The following is a 16,514-nucleotide window of genomic DNA, read 5'->3' as shown; positions in this document are numbered from 1 at the left end:
GTCAAGGTTAGTAATTTCTCAAACTCAGCTCTCAACACGCTTTTCTTATGATTGCTACATTAAAGGACTCGTAAGACATAAGGTTGGATACCCATTTGAACCAATACGCCTTAATCTATCTCGACAACAATTTAGCGAACATTGAGCGCCTTCGAGGCGAACTAAATGTGTTTGCTTCACGATTTGATCTTCACTTTGCTCACTCATCAGCAGCCGCTGAAGCTTCATTACAATCTTGCCAAGAAAATAACCAAGCGGTAGCACTCGTGATTGCCAATCACAATGAAAGCTTCAATGGCGCGGATTTTCTTATTCAATTGGGTAAATCACCCCTGACACAAAAAACTCGCAAAGTGCTAATAAGTTGCGGACAAGATATCCAGGCGATTCTAACTGCTGTAAATGAGGGACGTCTCGACCACTGTTTAACCCAGCCGCTACAAGAAAATCTCGTATACAAAACCGTTCAAAACGAATTGACCAACTATGTTGTCGAAGAGGATAAAGAGGACCTGCTTTCCTACGGCTTAATCCTAGACCAACAAAGATTGTTGCGTGCACATATCGATTTAAAGATGCGTAGCTACCAAGCTGGTTTTATCTCTGATCACCACCGAATGTCTGATAGCGAACTGGCAGAAAAAGTGATCAATGCCCTAAAGACATTTTTTGCCAACGGAGACGAGACCAACGCCGTCAGGCACTATTCCCGAGAGCACTTACTCACCGTCGAAGGTGAAGAGAACAACTTCCTTTGGTTTATCACCTCAGGAGAGGTCGCGCTGTATAAAAAAGACGAAATGGGAATGCAACGCGAAGTAGTACGACACCGTAAAGGCAATTTAGTTGGCGGTATGTCATTTGTCACTGGCGAACCCTCATTCTCTACCGCGGTTACCTTAACTGAAACCGATGTGATTAAACTCGACCGCGAAGTATTCAGCCGAGTAATGTACTCCGACACCGCCCTACTGCCATTGTTTACTAACTTACTCCTGCGCCACTTTAACCGCCGCTTGCAACGTAACATCAACACGAAAATACAATTGCAACAGACCTTAGAATCACTGGAATCAGCCCATCACCAGTTAATCGAAAGTGAAAAAATGGCCATGCTCGGGCAATTAGTCGCTGGCGTTGCCCATGAGCTCAACAACCCAATTGCGGCGATTTTACGCGGTACAGAGACGCTAACAGATAGCATTACTCATCTTGTCAATGGAGAGAAACGGTGCTCGCCAGAAATGACCAGCTACATCATGACACGAGCCCTGTCCGCGCGTCCTAACTCAACGGCAGAAGAGAGACAAAAAACCAAAGCGGCAGAAAAGATTGTTGGTGATCGAAGGCTAGCCAAAAAACTGGTTAAACTTGGGTTACACCAAGATGAACAATGGCTATCAAAATCCAAAAGTAACCCAAATCAAGCGAACGAAGAACTAACCGAATTGGAGAGTTTTCACGTTGCTGGCGCGACGCTGCGCTCGATTAATGTGTGTGCACAACGCATCGCTGATATGGTAAAAAGCTTAAAAGGTTATGCACGCCAAGACGATGAAACTTTCCACTTCGTCGATATTCATGAAGGCATTGAAGACACTTTGGTGATCTTTGAGAATAAACTCAAACTGCACCAAGTAGAAAAACACTTTGCTCCCCTGCCCAACATCCGCTGTCTGCCCATTGCTTTACAACAGGTTTGGACTAATTTGATCTCCAACGCGATTGATGCCTTTCCACCTCAAGGTGTGCTTACCATCACCACCAGCATGCAGCATAAAGATGGCAAACAATGGGCAGTTATTGAGGTACAAGATAATGGTAGCGGCATCTCACCCGAGCTTAAAGAACAGATCTTTGCCTTAAACTTCACCACTAAAAAGGAAGGAAACTTCGGCTTAGGTATCGGTTTGTCGGTTTGCCAGCAGATTATTCACCAACATGGTGGCATTATTGAAGTCACTTCAAATGTTAACCAATACACCAAAATGTCGGTTTGGTTGCCGATAGATCAACCACCCCATAACAGCGAGGGATAGACCATGAATAAATACCTCATTCTATGCGTAGATGATGAACGAGAAGTATTAGACAGTGTGCTTCAAGATCTCGACTGTTTCGAAGATCACTTTTTATTAGAAGGGGCGGAATCAGTCGCTGAAGCCAAAGAGATCATCGAGGAAGCAGAAACCGAAGGTACTCAACTAGCTTTGATCCTCTGCGATCACATAATGCCTGAGCAAACGGGTATCAGCTTTTTAATCGAATTGAACGACAATAAATTGACGTCAAAAACGAAGAAGCTGCTGCTAACCGGACAAGCCGGTTTAGAAGACACCGTCGAAGCCATTAATCACGCTAGCCTCGACTTCTACCTTGCAAAACCATGGGGTGGAGAACAAATACGCTCAGCCGTTAAAGATTTACTCACTCAATACATCATCGATAACGATCCCGAGCCAATGCCTTGGGCGCAAGTATTGGATACAGAGAAGATATTTAATGCGATCGCCGAAAATCGCATCAGTTTTGGTGAATAAGCTAACAGTTTTATCCCTGTTAAAGGCATCAAAATTGCATAAATTATAAATATCGACAAAACAATGACATTTAGCCCTAGAGATACCGTGCAACTATCAGTAATATGCACAAGGTATTAAGGGCTGTATTGTCGCCCAAACATGGACAAATAACTTAAAGGTTCAATTCCTTATGCGTAAAACCATCTTAGCTGCAGCGCTAGTGCTTGTATCTGGCCAATCTTTTGCAATGACTGATCCAAACAGTCCTACAGTTATGAGTAACTTTAGCTACGATTACCTTGAAGCTCGTATTGGCGCTAGCCCTGGTACGTTCGGTGCAGGTATGAGCAAATCTATCCACCCTAATGCTCACGCTATCGCTCGCATTGACTCTGAATTCGAAGGTGATTTTGACTCAGCAGCAGGTTTCGGCTTCCACGCGCCAATCAACAACTGGGCAGACCTAACGGGTGAAATGCTATTCCGCATGGTTGAAAACGATGCAATGGGCACAGAAACCGGTATGGAACTCAACCTAGGTATTCGTCAATGGCTTGGTCCACAACTAGAGGTTGGTGGTAAAGGTGGTTACGTATCTATCGATGACAACGAAGAGTGGACAGCTTCTGCTTACGCGCGTTTTCATGCGACAGAGCTATTCTCACTTGGTGGCGAAGCGCGTTTCAACGAGTTCTACGGTGACCAACTAATGTTTAGCGCGCGTTTCAAATTCTAATATAGCGCGACAGATAAACAAAAACCCGGCATTGCCGGGTTTTTTCGTTTTCATTACACGTTATTCAAGACCAAGTTGCTCAGAGATAGCTTGAATTTGTTCAAGATCCATTTCGTGTACGCGAATCATCTGATTAATTTGACTCATTCGTGAACTCGCCTCATCTTGTTTATCACAGGAATCTGATTTCGCATCCCATGATGTACCATCAAGATAAGCGTTACACTCTACTTTCAATGCTTCAAATTTTGGCTCTAGGGCTGCCAACTCCTTCTTTAAAGATTCAAGCTCTTGCTTCACTTTCAACTCATGTTGGAACAGCTCGCGCGAACGCTCAAGCAATGAAGATTGCATATCTGCTTGCTGATTTAGCTTAGTATTTACCTGTTCAGCTTGGTTCAACTGGCTTTTCTGTGAATCCAATTGCTGTGCTAAAACTTGCTTTTCTTTATCTAACTGAGCGATTTCTTGCTGCAATGCATCTAATTCTGCTTGATGGTGTTGCTGCACTTCTGCCATTTTTGCCGCAAGCTTCTTCTCTACTTCAAAGTCAATGTTAGCCACACGCTCTTCGACATCATTCACCAGTTGCTTTTGCTCACCCTGCACCGCTTGGTACTGTTGTTGCAACTCAACGTAGGTCGTTTGCCATTTATCTGCCGTTACCGTAGAACCCAGCAGCCCACCAAGCGCAAGACCTAACACACCAGCAATAGCGATATAGAGATAGCTGCGTTTATCGCGCTCCTCAATTACTACTACATCATCTTCGCTATTATCTAAATCAGGTGATTTATTCACTGTTGGCTCCTAAGACCGCTAACGCATAAGTTCGGTGATCATGATGCTGGCAGTGTAGACTAGAAAGCCGGAGATCAGCGTGATGACGACATACTTTTGCAGTTTCTCGTTAGTGCGGTAACGAATCAACACAAACGCAAGAGCAATAAGAAATACAATCGCAATTAATCTCGTCATAACTTCTCCTTAGCTAGACTCTACGCTAGGCACCATAAAAACTGGATTCTAAACACTTCTTTTATACCATTTTTTTGCTTAAAAAGGTCAGAGCTAGGTAGTTTTCTCCGCTTAAATATAGCCTACTCTACACTTCAACGATTCGATTGCTTAAGATCCACACGATCAAACCAAATTATTGGTATTATATTTGGGTGATGACGATATTTACTGTATAAACAGATTGTCCTAACTATTTGAGGCAAAGACATGAAACCATTTAAACAAGAAAACAAAAAACGTCGTATTTTGAAAAAAATGTACCTAGGCGAGTTCGCGATGCTAGGTTTCGAAGTAAGCTGCAAAACTAACATTGCTGACTTCGATCGTTACGACGTATTCGTTGATGAGTTCATCGACTACATTGACAGCCTAGGTCTATGCTTTGGCGGCGGTGGTCTTGAGCTATTCGAAGGTTTCATCTGTGCATCTAAGCGCTACCAAGACGTAACTGAAGAACAACAAGCTCAAGTTGTTGCTTGGCTGCAAGCTCGTGAAGAAGTGACTGAAGTCATTGCTAGTGAACTAGTAGACGCTAACTACTTCTAATTACGCGCATATTAATGCGGATCAACGCCCCTTTTTGGGGCGTTTTTGTTTTCTAAAGCCACACTTTTCTTCCACTCGACATCCATTTAAAACCAAGCAAAGGTTTTCGTTAATTTTTCTGCTTAAAAACCTATTGAATTGTTCAAAAAAAGTGATAAAGTCCCACAGTCGATAGCAACCAGTGCTAACGACTAGCATTTACTCACTATATGAGTAATTGTTCCGATGAAGACTGCAGGAGAGTGGTTATTAACCAAATTTTAACATTTGGTTAGCGTAACCTACCGAAGAAGTAAATCTTTCAGGTGCTACCTAGGTAGCGGGGACTGTAGTTGGAGGAACCTCTGGAGAGAACCGTTAAATCGGTCGCCGAAGGAGCAAGTTTTGCGCAAGCAAAGTGAAACTCTCAGGCAAAAGGACAGAGGAGTGGAAAGAAACATCCTGTCACTTAGACTCGTCTAAGTGCTCTATCTATTGATCGTCCTTTTTTATATTGGGCTGTCATGCCTTTCCCTCTTCTCCTTAAAGCGTTATTAATTAAGGGGAAACCATGGATAACCTTCATACATTACTAAAAACTATCGACGACTTTGTCTGGGGTCCACCACTACTAATTCTGTTAGTTGGTACCGGTATATACTTCACTTTTCGTCTAGGTCTACTGCAATTTAGATACCTACCAACCGCGTTTAAAATGATCTTCAGTAAAGAAGATTCAGATAAGCAAGGTGATGTATCGAGCTTCGCTGCGCTGTGTACAGCACTCTCAGCCACTATTGGTACTGGTAACATCGTCGGTGTTGCTACGGCGATCAAACTGGGTGGTCCTGGTGCGCTATTTTGGATGTGGCTCGCTGCCCTATTCGGTATGGCAACCAAATACGCTGAATGTCTCCTGGCGGTAAAATATCGCCGTATCGATGACAACGGTGAAATGGTTGGTGGTCCAATGTACTACCTACAATATGGCGTCGGCTCAAAAGCATTAGCGATCATGTTTGCTATTTTTGCGCTTGGCGTGGCTTGCTTTGGTATCGGTACATTCCCACAAGTTAACGCGATTCTTGACGCAACTGAAATTTCATTTGGTATTTCCCGTGAAATTGCAGCCAGCATTTTGACTCTCCTGGTGGCATTTGTAACGCTAGGCGGTATTCAGTCTATTGCGAAAGTGGCGGGTAAAGTGGTACCAACCATGGCGCTATTCTACGTGCTTGCGTGCTTAAGCGTGATCATCATGAACGCCGACCAACTGCTACCAGCTGTGGAGCTGGTGCTTACTTCTGCGTTTACTTCAACGGCAGCAACTGGCGGTTTCTTGGGTGCAAGCATTATGCTGGCTATCCAATCGGGTATTGCACGCGGTGTTTTCTCTAACGAATCTGGCTTAGGTAGTGCGCCAATGGCAGCAGCGGCCGCGAAAACAGACTCTTGCGTAAAACAAGGTTTGATTTCAATGACGGGTACGTTCATTGATACCATCATTATCTGTACCATGACGGGTCTGGCGCTGATCCTTACCGGTGCTTGGCAAAGTGATTTCGCTGGTGCCGCGATGACAACGCACGCATTTGCAGTTGGCTTGAACATGGACACATTTGGTCCAATGCTGATCTCGATTGGTCTAATGTTCTTCGCGTTCACCACCATTCTGGGCTGGAACTACTACGGTGAACGTTGTGTTGTTTTCCTATTGGGTACTAAAGCGGTACTGCCATACAAAATCATCTTCGTGGCACTCGTTGCATCAGGCGCTTTCTTGCACCTTGATATGATTTGGATTATCGCTGATATCGTCAATGGTCTAATGGCAATCCCTAACCTAATTGGTCTGATTGCTCTGCGCCAAGTGGTGATTGAAGAGACAAAACTATTCTTCTCTGCCAATAACGAGAGCACACTGGACTCAGTGAAAGCCTAACCACTTCGATAGATTCCAATGCAAAAAAACGCGGCTACTTAGCCGCGTTTTTGTCTCTAACTTTCTCAATCTTATTTATCTTCAAGTAACAACTTTACACCCAACGCCACCAACACGACGCCTGTTGTTGCTTCCATCCAAGTCATAAAACGGCTGCTCTTAAGTAAGCCTTTTGCGGTATCTAAAGCGCCAGCTAAACCACATTGCCAAATCATCGCAATCACAAAGTGAATTGCCGCCATCAGTAGTGACTGGGCGAAAGCTGAGCCTTCTGGGTTAATAAATTGCGGCAAGAAAGCGAGATAGAAAACCGCGGTTTTAGGGTTCAATACGTTAGAAAGAAAACCTTCACGTAATGAACGTTTCAAGTTCAAGCTCTGCTGGTTCAAGGTTAATTCTGAAGGCATCGCCTGCCCTTTCATTAAAGCTCGTAAACTCGAAAAGCCTAACCAAATCAAATACGCCGCACCCACCAATTTGACCGCAGCAAACAACTGAGCCGATTGCGCCAACAGCGCTGAAATACCAATGGCTGAAAATGTCGCATGAACAAACAAGCCCAAACATATACCTAAACTGGTTGTCGCACCATCAACCACGCCTCCGCGTGATGAGTTACGAATCACCAATGCGGTATCCACGCCCGGTGTTAACGTTAAGATAGTAATCGCGATTAAAAACGCTTCAAAGTTGACGATCATACTGCTGCATCCTTGTACTGAATGTTCTTTATACCGCTAAGCCCTACTTTCAACAAACTATTTGTTGTGTCGCACCTCACTTAAAGTGAGTTGAACTTTATCTAAACTCGTTGTTAGACTTGAGAATATATCTCACCTATTTAAGGGCTAAACGCATGAGCGCATTCGAAAAACTGGTTTCTCACTCCAAAAAGATCGCCAACTTTAACCACCTCTCTTCTATTTGTAGTTGGGATCAAGCATCGATGATGCCAGAAGGCGGTAATCAGGCGCGCTCTGAAGCGATGGCTGAGTTATCTGTACACATCCATTCATTACATACTCAACCGCAGCTAGCTGACTGGTTTGCCGAAGCAGAGCAAGAAGCTCTAACCAAAGAACAAACCGCGAGCCTGCGTGAATTAAAACGTGAATGGCAACAAGCCAACCTACTACCAGAAGATTTGGTTCAAGCGAAGTCGCTTGCAGGTTCAAAATGTGAACATGCATGGCGCTCTCAGCGTAAATCGAATGATTGGCAAGGTTTTGAAAAAAACTGGGCTGAGGTGGTGAAGCTCTCACAAGAAGAAGCGCAGTTACGAGCAGAGGCAAATGGCTTAACACCGTATGACGCAATGCTCGATATCTATGAACCAGGCACTTCCTCTGCATCGCTGGATACTTTGTTCGCGGATGTGAAGCTTTGGCTACCAGAGATGATCGATCTGGTAATTGAAAAACAGGCACATGAGGCTTTTATCGAGCCAACAGGTCAATTTGCCGCAGAAAAGCAAAAAGCGCTAGGGCTTGAAGTGATGCAGCTGCTGCAATTTGACTTCAACCATGGGCGTCTAGATGAAAGCGTGCACCCGTTTTGTGGCGGTGTGCCAAGCGACGTGCGCATTACCACTCGTTATAACGAACAAGAATTTGTCCAATCACTGATGGGGATTGTTCATGAAACAGGTCATGCGCGTTACGAACAAGGTTTGCCAAAAGCATTGGCTGGCACGCCTGCGGGTGAAGCGCGCTCAATGGGGATCCATGAGTCACAATCGCTATTCTTCGAGATGCAAGTTGGTCGTAGCGACGCGTTTATTGCACACTTAGCAAACCTTGCCAGCAAGCACTTTGACGGTGCAAATCCTGATCTGTTCTCACAGCAGAATTTCCAGAAGCTTTATACTCGCGTGAAGAAAGATTTCATCCGCGTCGATGCCGATGAACTCACCTACCCTGCTCACGTCATTCTGCGTTACGAGATTGAACGTGACCTTATCAATGGCAATATCAAACACACTGATGTTCCTGAACTTTGGAACCTGAAAATGCAGCAATACCTCGGTCTATCAACCGAAGGGAATTACATCAATGGTTGTATGCAGGATATTCACTGGACAGATGGCGTATTTGGTTACTTCCCTAGTTACACACTAGGCGCAATGTATGCGGCACAGTTTATGGCAGCGATGAAACAATCGGTTGATGTCGATGCAGCAATTCGCTCTAGCGACCTGACGCCTATCTTCAGTTGGTTAGGTGATAACATTTGGAGCAAAGGCAGCCTACTTACCACCGATGAGCTAGTGAAAGGCGCAACCGGTGAGACGCTAAATGCGAAATACTTCCAAGAGCATTTGAGAAGTCGTTACCTAAATAACGTGTAAGTCGTTAACGCTTAGAAGTTCATTGCCTGATTGATGACCTCTCTCAGGCAATTTTTTTCGATTTTTCTGTACGTTTAGTTGGATTGTACGTCCCGCTTAAAGTCGTCGCGACCTCAGCAAGGCTAACGTATAAAGCAAACGAGTAAAGAGAAAGGCATTTTTGGACAAAAGTTCTTTAGGTCTGAATTAGCGCACCTTAATGCATTCCTCGTTTTAGCTTAAGGGCATGTCCAACATACTTCGTAGTTGGTCTACGGTATGCTGACTAAACACCTTGATGCCCTTGCTCTCTAATAATGCAGTTGTCACCCCTGCCCCTTTAACCTTGGTTCCACTAAATGTTCCATCATAAATATTGGAACTACCACATGAGGGACTGCCCTCAGCAAGGACCGCATACTTGATTTGGTATCGCAGACAGAGATCTAACGCATTCTTCGCGCCGGCAACAAATTGTGTCGTCACATTCATGCCATCATTTCCTAAAACTTTCGAGGAACCTCTAAGCACGTCTTCCCCTTTTCCCGCGATAATTTCAGCAGGAGCTCTCGGAATAGGTAGGCCTGCCGAAACTTCGGGACAATAAACCACCAAATCAAATATTGACTGAAGCCAGTTCAAATCAAACTCAGGAATCGACAAGCAACTCGCGTTGTAGCGCACTTTATTTCCAACCAAGCATGAACTCACCAAAACTTTTTCCACACCACACTCCTTTATATGCGAAAACACCCAGCACAAAACTAAAAAAAGTCACAACCGTGACCTTTTTACTTTTACACTTTGAACTCGTCAACCTGTCTGTTGAGTTAATCACTTTCGGTACCTAACAGTCCGCACAGTTCATCGGCATGATTAAGCATTTGCACCATTTCACTACTATTTGACGCGATCTGCTGAATGTTTTGATTAATTTCTTCACTTAACGGAACTCGATTCAAAAATATGCTCTTCGCTACTAGGTACCTCCCACAGAATGTGATGATTTTCACGCTTTCTCGCACATTCGTAGTTTTCTAGGAATTCGCCCTAATTGAAGTAAGCCCTCCTCTCATGTGATTTAAAAGAGGACTCTCTAACATCGCCGGCAGATAAAAGAAAGCGAGCACGCAAGTGCATCACACTAATACAAGAGAGTTCACGATGTTAAAATTCCTTGAACAAGTCCGGAAGCCTACCCTCGACCTTCCTGTCGAAGTGCGTAGAAAAATGTGGTTCAAACCATTTATCCAATCTTACCTAGTGGTATTTATTGGCTATTTGACCATGTACCTAATTCGTAAAAACTTCAACGTCGCGCAAAACGACATGATTTCAACTTACGGCTTGTCGATGACAGACCTAGGTTTGATCGGTCTGGGTTTCTCGATTACTTACGGTATCGGTAAAACCGTAGTTTCCTACTACGCCGATGGTAAGAACACCAAGCAATTCCTTCCTTTCATGCTTATCCTTTCTGGTCTGGCAATGCTTGGTTTCAGCTTCAGTATGGGTGGCGGCAGCGCAAGTTTATTCTTGATGGTGGCATTCTACGGATTAAGTGGCTTCTTCCAAAGTACTGGCGGCCCTTCTAGTTACTCAACCATCACCAAATGGACACCGCGTAACAAGCGTGGTTCTTACCTAGGTCTTTGGAACATGTCGCACAACGTAGGTGGTGCAGGTGCTGCAGGTGTGGCTCTATTCGGTGCCAACTACCTGTTTGACGGTCACGTTATCGGCATGTTCGTATTCCCTTCTATCATCGCGATCATCGTCGGTTTTATCGGTATGCGTTTTGGTAGTGACTCTCCAGAAGCATACGGTCTAGGTAAAGTAGAAGAACTATTTGACGAAACAGTTAGCGAAGAAGATGAAGCGGCTGAAGAAAATCAAATGACCAAGAAAGAGATCTTTGTTGAATACGTTCTGAAAAACAAAGTGATCTGGCTACTTTGCTTCGCAAACATCTTCCTCTACATCGTGCGTATCGGTATCGACCAATGGTCAACAGTTTACGCTTACCAAGAACTGGGGCTATCAAAAGAAGCAGCAATCTCTGGCTTTACCCTATTCGAAGTTGGCGCGCTAGTCGGCACGCTGATGTGGGGTTACCTGTCTGACCTTGCCAACGGTCGCCGTGCGCTAGTGGCTTGTGTTTCTTTGGGCTTGATCATCGTATCACTTGAGTTCTACCAACACGCAACAAGCGAGTTCATGTACCTAGCGTCGCTATTTGTTCTTGGCTTCCTAGTGTTTGGTCCTCAACTTCTTATCGGTGTTGCCGCAGTTGGCTTTGTTCCTAAAAAAGCGATCAGTGTGGCTGATGGTGTAAAAGGCACATTCGCTTACCTAATTGGTGACAGCTTCGCCAAGCTAGGTCTAGGTATGATTGCAGACGGTACGCCAATCTTCGGCCTAACTGGTTGGAAAGGCACATTCGCAGCCCTAGATACCTCCGCCATGATTTGTATTGTTTTGCTTGCTTTCGTCGCTATCGCGGAAGAGAAAAAGATTCGTCAAAACAAGAAGAAGCTTGAACTTACAGAAAACCAAGCTTAACCAACTCGCGCGCTTTGCCAGTCAAAGCGCGCGAGATCATTAAATTAACTCGGTCAATTTAGTATCATTGTTGGTTCTTATTGAGCTCTCTATATCAAAAGGTGCCAAAGGATTGTCTCCTATTGCGCGCCAATTGGTATTGAGCTCATTTTCGTTTGTGTATTGCTGAAGTTTGGTATTTAAGATGATTAACGTAGCGCTTGTTGATGACCATGTCATTGTTCGTTCTGGATTTGCTCAACTGCTGAGCCTAGAAACAGACATGAATGTTGTAGGTGAATTTAGCTCGGTAGCAGAAGCTCGAGTAGGATTACCTGCATGCAAGCCTGATGTGGTGATCTTAGATATCTCGATGGCAGACGAAAGTGGGCTTACCCTACTCTCCGATATTCCTTCAGGTATTGCTTGTGTCATGCTCAGTGTGCATGACTCACCAGCGATGGTCGAAAAATCACTCAAACTGGGGGCGAAAGGTTATCTGAGTAAACGTTGTAGTCCAGATGAGTTAATTCAAGCGGTTAAAACCAGTGCATCTGGAGGTTGTTACCTAACGCCGGATATCGCTTTGAAATTAGCGACGCCAAGTGATAAAACCACCATGCTGACTCACCTCACTCGTCGCGAAAATGAAGTGTGCCAATTGCTGACTCGCGGTTTAGATGTGAAATCCATTGCTGCTGAGCTTGGCCTAAGCCATAAAACGGTTCACGTTCATCGTGCAAACGCAATGGATAAGCTTGGCGTAAAAAACAACGTTGAACTTGCCAAACTGTTTACGCAAGAGTCATTTTAATGCGTAGCAACACCATCACCTCTATTTGCGGCTTATTCACGACTGGATGCTCGTGGTTCTGTCTGTGGGTGATCGCTTATTACTTTGTGAACGATGCGGAGCTTGCGATCTTGCTGTTCCCCTTCGCCTTGCGTTTGGGGTTAACACTGCACACGCGCACAAAGTATTGGACAACAATTTATCTTGCCGAGTGGGGATTGACCGTTGCACTCGCTCTGCTTCTAGAACAACCACAATGGTTGATGGTGTTAGTTGCTAGCGTATTAAGTATTCCAGTGGTTTACTTTGCTAAGCGCTATTACAAAGGCGATCAAAACCAACGCTTGGTGGTTATGGCTGTCGTATTGCTCGTCACGTCTTGCATTAACGTGCTTGCGGTAGGCTATCATGTTCAATCTGTCTACATGGTCTGGCTGGCAAGCATTGCTGGCGGATTGTTGGTTCTGCCAATGTGTTACCTACTTTGGAATTATCTCTTCCAAAGCCCTTGGTCGCCACTGACCTCGAACTTGTTAGCTAATGAAGTCCAATTCAAAGTTCGTCATATCTTGCTTTATAGTGTGCTATTGGTTGCGAGCATTTTGGTTCAAACCAGCTTGCCGGATGAACTAGCTCGATTTGCGCCTTTCTGTATGGCAATCCCAATCATAGTGCTTGCGCTGCGCTACGGTTGGCAAGGCGCACTGCTTGCGACCATGTTGAACAGTATCGCCTTAATTGCTGCGCGGAGCGGTGTGTCAAATCTAGAGATCACTGACCTTCTGTTGTCCCTTTCGGCACAAACTTTAACGGGCATTATGCTTGGTTTAGCGGTGCAAAAACAAAAAGATCTCAACCAAAAACTTCGGGGCGAGTTATCCAGAAACCAAACCTTGTCTCGCCAGCTTATTCAAGCGGAGGAATCGGTACGTCGTGACGTAGCAAGAGAGCTTCACGATGAGATTGGTCAAAACATCACAGCAATTCGTACTCAAGCGAGCATCATTAAACGTGTAGATAATGCAGAAATGAACACGCGCTGTGCCGATATGATCGAGCATTTGTCGCTCAATGTTTACGACACCACTAAACACTTGCTGAGCAAACTACGCCCAAAAATGCTCGATGATTTGGATTTGAAAGAATCCATCCACCAATTAACACGTGAAATGGAGTTCGACAATCATGGCACCCACGTTGCCATTGATTGGCAAGGTGACTATGAATCTCTGGGCGACACATTAAAAGTCACCCTATTCCGCCTGTGCCAAGAAGCGTTAAACAACGCTGCCAAGTACGCAAATGCGACGTCTATTGTTATCGAGTTATCTATTGAAGAGAACATTTCATTAAACATCGCTGACAATGGCATTGGTTTTAAAACCGAAGACTGCATGACAGGCATGGGCGTGCGCGGCATGCAAGAACGCGTGCAAGCGCTTGGCGGAAAAATGTATATCTACTCTTTGAGCGATCATGTGGAAGGCACTCAAATCGCCATCACATTACCTAAGGTATAAAGAGCATGTTTGGATTATTTCAGTCTCCGAGCTACAACCAAGCTCCCCTTAGTAAAGACCAAGTGGATGAACGCTATCGATATTGGCGTCTGCATATCATGTTAGGTATGTATCTGGGCTATGCGGGCTTTTACTTTACCCGCAAAACATTCAACTATGCTACACCAGCGATGATTGCCGATCTCGGTTTAGATAAAGCAGATATCGGTATGATTGGTACGCTTTTCTACATCACCTACGGTTTATCAAAGTTTATTTCAGGCACCATTTCTGACCGTTCTAATCCTCGCTTTTTCATGGGTGTCGGCTTAATCACGACGGGGTTGATCAATATCGCGTTTGGCTTCTCTAGCTCTTTAATTGCACTCGCCGCACTATGGGTAATCAACGCTTGGTTTCAAGGCTGGGGTTGGCCTTCTTGCTCTAAGCTGCTTACCACTTGGTATTCACGCTCAGAGCGTGGCTTCTTGTGGGCGATTTGGAACACAGCCCATAACGTTGGTGGTGCTTTGATTCCGCTACTTGTTGGTTTTCTTACCATCCATTACAGCTGGCGTGAAGGCTTTATTGTGCCGGGTATTATCGGCGTGATTCTTGGTGTTGTCGTTTGTTGGCGCTTACGAGATAAACCGACAACTCAAGGTCTGCCGACTGTTGGTCAATGGCGTAACGATGCATTAGAACTTGCCCAAGAGAACCATGGACAAGGACTGAGCTACAAAGAAATCCTCAAACAATACGTGTTCAACAACAAGTTTATTTGGTTGCTCGCATTTAGCTACGTACTGGTTTACATCGTGCGTACAGCAATCAATGACTGGGGTAACTTGTACCTAACAGAACAACACCACTACAGCCTAATCAATGCCAACGCGGCACTGTCGATGTTTGAAATCGGTGGTTTTGTTGGTTCTCTCGTAGCTGGTTGGGGCTCAGACAAATTATTCGGTGGTAACCGAGGTCCAATGAATCTCTTGTTTGCGACTGGCATTTTCTTGTCTGTCGCTGCACTGTGGTTGATGCCGTTAACCAATTTTGCGTTCCAAGCTGCGGGGTTGTTCTCTGTTGGCTTCTTCGTATTTGGTCCACAAATGTTGATCGGCATGGCTGCCGCAGAATGTTCCCACAAAGATTCCGCAGGCGCTACCACTGGCTTTGTTGGTCTCTTTGCCTATATGGGTGCCGCACTTTCTGGTTACCCATTAGCATTGATTCTTGAAGAGTACGGTTGGACTGGATTTTTCATCACTATCTCGGTTTGCGCAGCCGTAATTGGCTTGCTGTTATTACCGTTCTTGCAGGCTCAGCCTACGAGAAAGCCGCTCGCTCCCAAGCTTAGGTTGTAGACATCTCATTGGAGATGCAACTTCTACTTCACAGCAAGACCAAATATAAAATCGGGTTCATCACGGCCACGTACACAGGGCTTAAAATTGGAGAATTGGCTGCGTTAACGGTATACAGGACTTACCCAATTCAAGCCACACAATCAAACCTCACAATCAAACCTCACAATCAAAGGCTTTCTGGGAGTTAGTATCACAGGCAATCAGCAGCCCTTGAAGCTCCGAATTGGACAGAAACGAGTTAAATTTTATGCTCTAACGCATCAATGCTTGACTATCAAACCTTATCAACCAGCACTCAACTTCTTCGGATACTCAAATAGCACTTTCTATCTCAACATCCCAATTTTCGTAAAAAAGAGCGAACTTACTCGTTCGCTCTATGAAATTTAGCGCGTGGGACTATTTCTTTGACCAAGCAAACTTCTCAAATACTTTGTCTACTGGCGTGTGAGCAACGTGGTTGACGTAGTTACTGATCACTTTTTGCGATAGACCAAGGATCACTTCCAGTACCTGTTGCTGACCGTAACCTGCCGCAAAGAATGCCGCTAGGTCTGCTTCTGATACATTGCCACGTTCACGAACTACTGCAAGAGTGAAGTCTTTCAGAGCTTGAAGCTTTTCAGTTGGCATTGCCTCATCGTTACGCAGTGCTTCACTCAATGCAGGATCAACCTTCATTGAGTGCGCGATCCCAGTGTGTGCAGGGACGCAGTAGTGACACTCGTGTTCAACGTTGATGGTCTGCCATACCACTGTTAGTTCTTCGGCATCAAATGATGTGTTGGTGAATTGCTGATGCAGTTGCGTGTACGCTGTTAGGATTTGAGGAGACTCAGCCATTACTGCGTAGAGACCAGGAATCATACCCATTTGCTTTTGTGCGCCTTCAAGAATTGCTTTGCTTTTCTCAGGTGCAGACTCAACAGTGTGTAGTTTAAATTCACTCATTTTCTCTTTCCTATTCTTTAACTTGTTAACTTTACTAACTTATTTTGCTTCTGGCTCTAGCAGCACTTTGGTTACGAAAAGACGAACAGTTGGTGCTACAAGGGCTAAAACTAACAGTGCAGATGGCACCATTTGTAAAACTGCGTTTAACCATGCATCAAAGAATGCGCCGTTCTCTGGCAGTGTTTTAGCTACCATGATGGCTGGCATGCTAAGAAGCATAGTAGGTAAAACCATAGAAACCATTAGTGGGTATTGGAACTTACGTGAAAACTTTTTCATGATTGAC

17 protein-coding genes and 1 riboswitch are annotated in these 16,514 nt (G+C 44.8%); of the genes, 10 read left to right on the top strand and 7 right to left on the bottom strand.

What is annotated here, in order from left to right:
- Positions 1-95 precede the first annotated feature (95 nt).
- From GZN30_RS04705 to GZN30_RS04695, 3 genes are all read left to right on the top strand, one after another.
- Entirely contained in the window at positions 96-2,039 is a 1,944-nt protein-coding gene (locus GZN30_RS04705; protein WP_075648857.1) for an ATP-binding protein, read from the top strand.
- A 3-nt stretch (positions 2,040-2,042) separates the two neighbouring features.
- The gene (locus tag GZN30_RS04700) at positions 2,043-2,540 is read left to right on the top strand and encodes a response regulator (protein ID WP_075648856.1); all 498 of its coding nucleotides are present in this window, start codon (positions 2,043-2,045) and stop codon (positions 2,538-2,540) included.
- A gap of 172 nt (positions 2,541-2,712) precedes the next feature.
- The gene (locus GZN30_RS04695; protein WP_075648855.1) at positions 2,713-3,258 is read left to right on the top strand and encodes a hypothetical protein; all 546 of its coding nucleotides are present in this window, start codon (positions 2,713-2,715) and stop codon (positions 3,256-3,258) included.
- Positions 3,259-3,318: 60 nt separating this feature from the next.
- Here GZN30_RS04695 and GZN30_RS04690 read toward each other — a convergent pair whose 3' ends face one another.
- On the bottom strand, positions 3,319-4,059 hold the full coding sequence (locus GZN30_RS04690) for a chromosome partitioning protein ParA (RefSeq protein ID WP_075648854.1): 741 nt from the start codon (positions 4,057-4,059) through the stop codon (positions 3,319-3,321).
- An 18-nt stretch (positions 4,060-4,077) separates the two neighbouring features.
- Positions 4,078-4,236 carry a hypothetical protein gene (locus GZN30_RS21265; RefSeq protein WP_167521307.1) on the bottom strand — a complete coding sequence of 53 codons (159 nt, stop codon included), beginning with the start codon at positions 4,234-4,236 and terminating at the stop codon, positions 4,078-4,080.
- Positions 4,237-4,485: 249 nt separating this feature from the next.
- Between GZN30_RS21265 and GZN30_RS04685 the strand changes: the two genes are divergently transcribed.
- Both GZN30_RS04685 and GZN30_RS04680 read left to right on the top strand, forming a co-directional pair.
- Positions 4,486-4,824: a 50S ribosome-binding protein YggL gene (locus GZN30_RS04685; protein ID WP_075648853.1), complete on the top strand. Its 339-nt coding sequence runs from the start codon at positions 4,486-4,488 to the stop codon at positions 4,822-4,824.
- A gap of 334 nt (positions 4,825-5,158) precedes the next feature.
- Positions 5,159-5,256, top strand: a riboswitch (glycine riboswitch).
- Between the two features lie 118 nt (positions 5,257-5,374).
- Positions 5,375-6,745 carry an alanine/glycine:cation symporter family protein gene (locus tag GZN30_RS04680; protein WP_075648852.1) on the top strand — a complete coding sequence of 457 codons (1,371 nt, stop codon included), beginning with the start codon at positions 5,375-5,377 and terminating at the stop codon, positions 6,743-6,745.
- Between the two features lie 71 nt (positions 6,746-6,816).
- On the opposite strand, the gene GZN30_RS04675 is transcribed toward GZN30_RS04680, so the two are convergent.
- Positions 6,817-7,446, bottom strand: coding sequence for a LysE family translocator (locus GZN30_RS04675; protein ID WP_075648851.1), 630 nt, complete (start codon positions 7,444-7,446; stop codon positions 6,817-6,819).
- Positions 7,447-7,601: 155 nt separating this feature from the next.
- Here GZN30_RS04675 and GZN30_RS04670 point away from each other — a divergent pair, with 155 nt between their 5' ends.
- The gene (locus tag GZN30_RS04670) at positions 7,602-9,092 is read left to right on the top strand and encodes a carboxypeptidase M32 (protein ID WP_075648850.1); all 1,491 of its coding nucleotides are present in this window, start codon (positions 7,602-7,604) and stop codon (positions 9,090-9,092) included.
- A 213-nt stretch (positions 9,093-9,305) separates the two neighbouring features.
- Here the strand turns inward: GZN30_RS04670 and GZN30_RS04665 are convergent, their stop codons facing one another.
- Positions 9,306-9,797: a DUF523 domain-containing protein gene (locus GZN30_RS04665; protein WP_075648849.1), complete on the bottom strand. Its 492-nt coding sequence runs from the start codon at positions 9,795-9,797 to the stop codon at positions 9,306-9,308.
- Between the two features lie 104 nt (positions 9,798-9,901).
- Complete coding sequence (locus GZN30_RS21435; protein ID WP_269472798.1) at positions 9,902-10,033, bottom strand: hypothetical protein; 132 nt, start codon at positions 10,031-10,033, stop codon at positions 9,902-9,904.
- 202 nt (positions 10,034-10,235) lie between these two features.
- On the opposite strand from GZN30_RS21435, the gene uhpT reads away from it, so the two are divergent.
- The 4 genes from uhpT to uhpC all read left to right on the top strand — a co-directional run bounded on the left by uhpT (position 10,236) and on the right by uhpC (position 15,271).
- Entirely contained in the window at positions 10,236-11,633 is a 1,398-nt protein-coding gene (gene uhpT / locus GZN30_RS04660; protein WP_075648848.1) for a hexose-6-phosphate:phosphate antiporter, read from the top strand.
- A 184-nt stretch (positions 11,634-11,817) separates the two neighbouring features.
- The gene (gene uhpA / locus GZN30_RS04655) at positions 11,818-12,426 is read left to right on the top strand and encodes a transcriptional regulator UhpA (protein WP_075648847.1); all 609 of its coding nucleotides are present in this window, start codon (positions 11,818-11,820) and stop codon (positions 12,424-12,426) included.
- Positions 12,426-13,925 carry a signal transduction histidine-protein kinase/phosphatase UhpB gene (uhpB, locus tag GZN30_RS04650; protein WP_075648846.1) on the top strand — a complete coding sequence of 500 codons (1,500 nt, stop codon included), beginning with the start codon at positions 12,426-12,428 and terminating at the stop codon, positions 13,923-13,925. The genes uhpA and uhpB overlap by 1 nt, the downstream gene beginning before the upstream one ends.
- Before the next feature lie 5 nt (positions 13,926-13,930).
- On the top strand, positions 13,931-15,271 hold the full coding sequence (gene uhpC / locus GZN30_RS04645; protein WP_075648845.1) for an MFS transporter family glucose-6-phosphate receptor UhpC: 1,341 nt from the start codon (positions 13,931-13,933) through the stop codon (positions 15,269-15,271).
- A 402-nt stretch (positions 15,272-15,673) separates the two neighbouring features.
- Here the strand turns inward: uhpC and GZN30_RS04640 are convergent, their stop codons facing one another.
- Both GZN30_RS04640 and GZN30_RS04635 read right to left on the bottom strand, forming a co-directional pair.
- Complete coding sequence (locus GZN30_RS04640; RefSeq protein WP_075648844.1) at positions 15,674-16,225, bottom strand: carboxymuconolactone decarboxylase family protein; 552 nt, start codon at positions 16,223-16,225, stop codon at positions 15,674-15,676.
- A gap of 39 nt (positions 16,226-16,264) precedes the next feature.
- On the bottom strand, positions 16,265-16,507 hold the full coding sequence (locus tag GZN30_RS04635) for a DUF2798 domain-containing protein (protein ID WP_075648843.1): 243 nt from the start codon (positions 16,505-16,507) through the stop codon (positions 16,265-16,267).
- Between the last annotated feature and the right edge of the window lie 7 nt (positions 16,508-16,514).

The organism is Vibrio ponticus, from assembly GCF_009938225.1.
Taxonomy (GTDB): domain Bacteria; phylum Pseudomonadota; class Gammaproteobacteria; order Enterobacterales; family Vibrionaceae; genus Vibrio; species Vibrio ponticus.
This window is presented reverse-complemented; position numbering and strand designations above follow the sequence as displayed.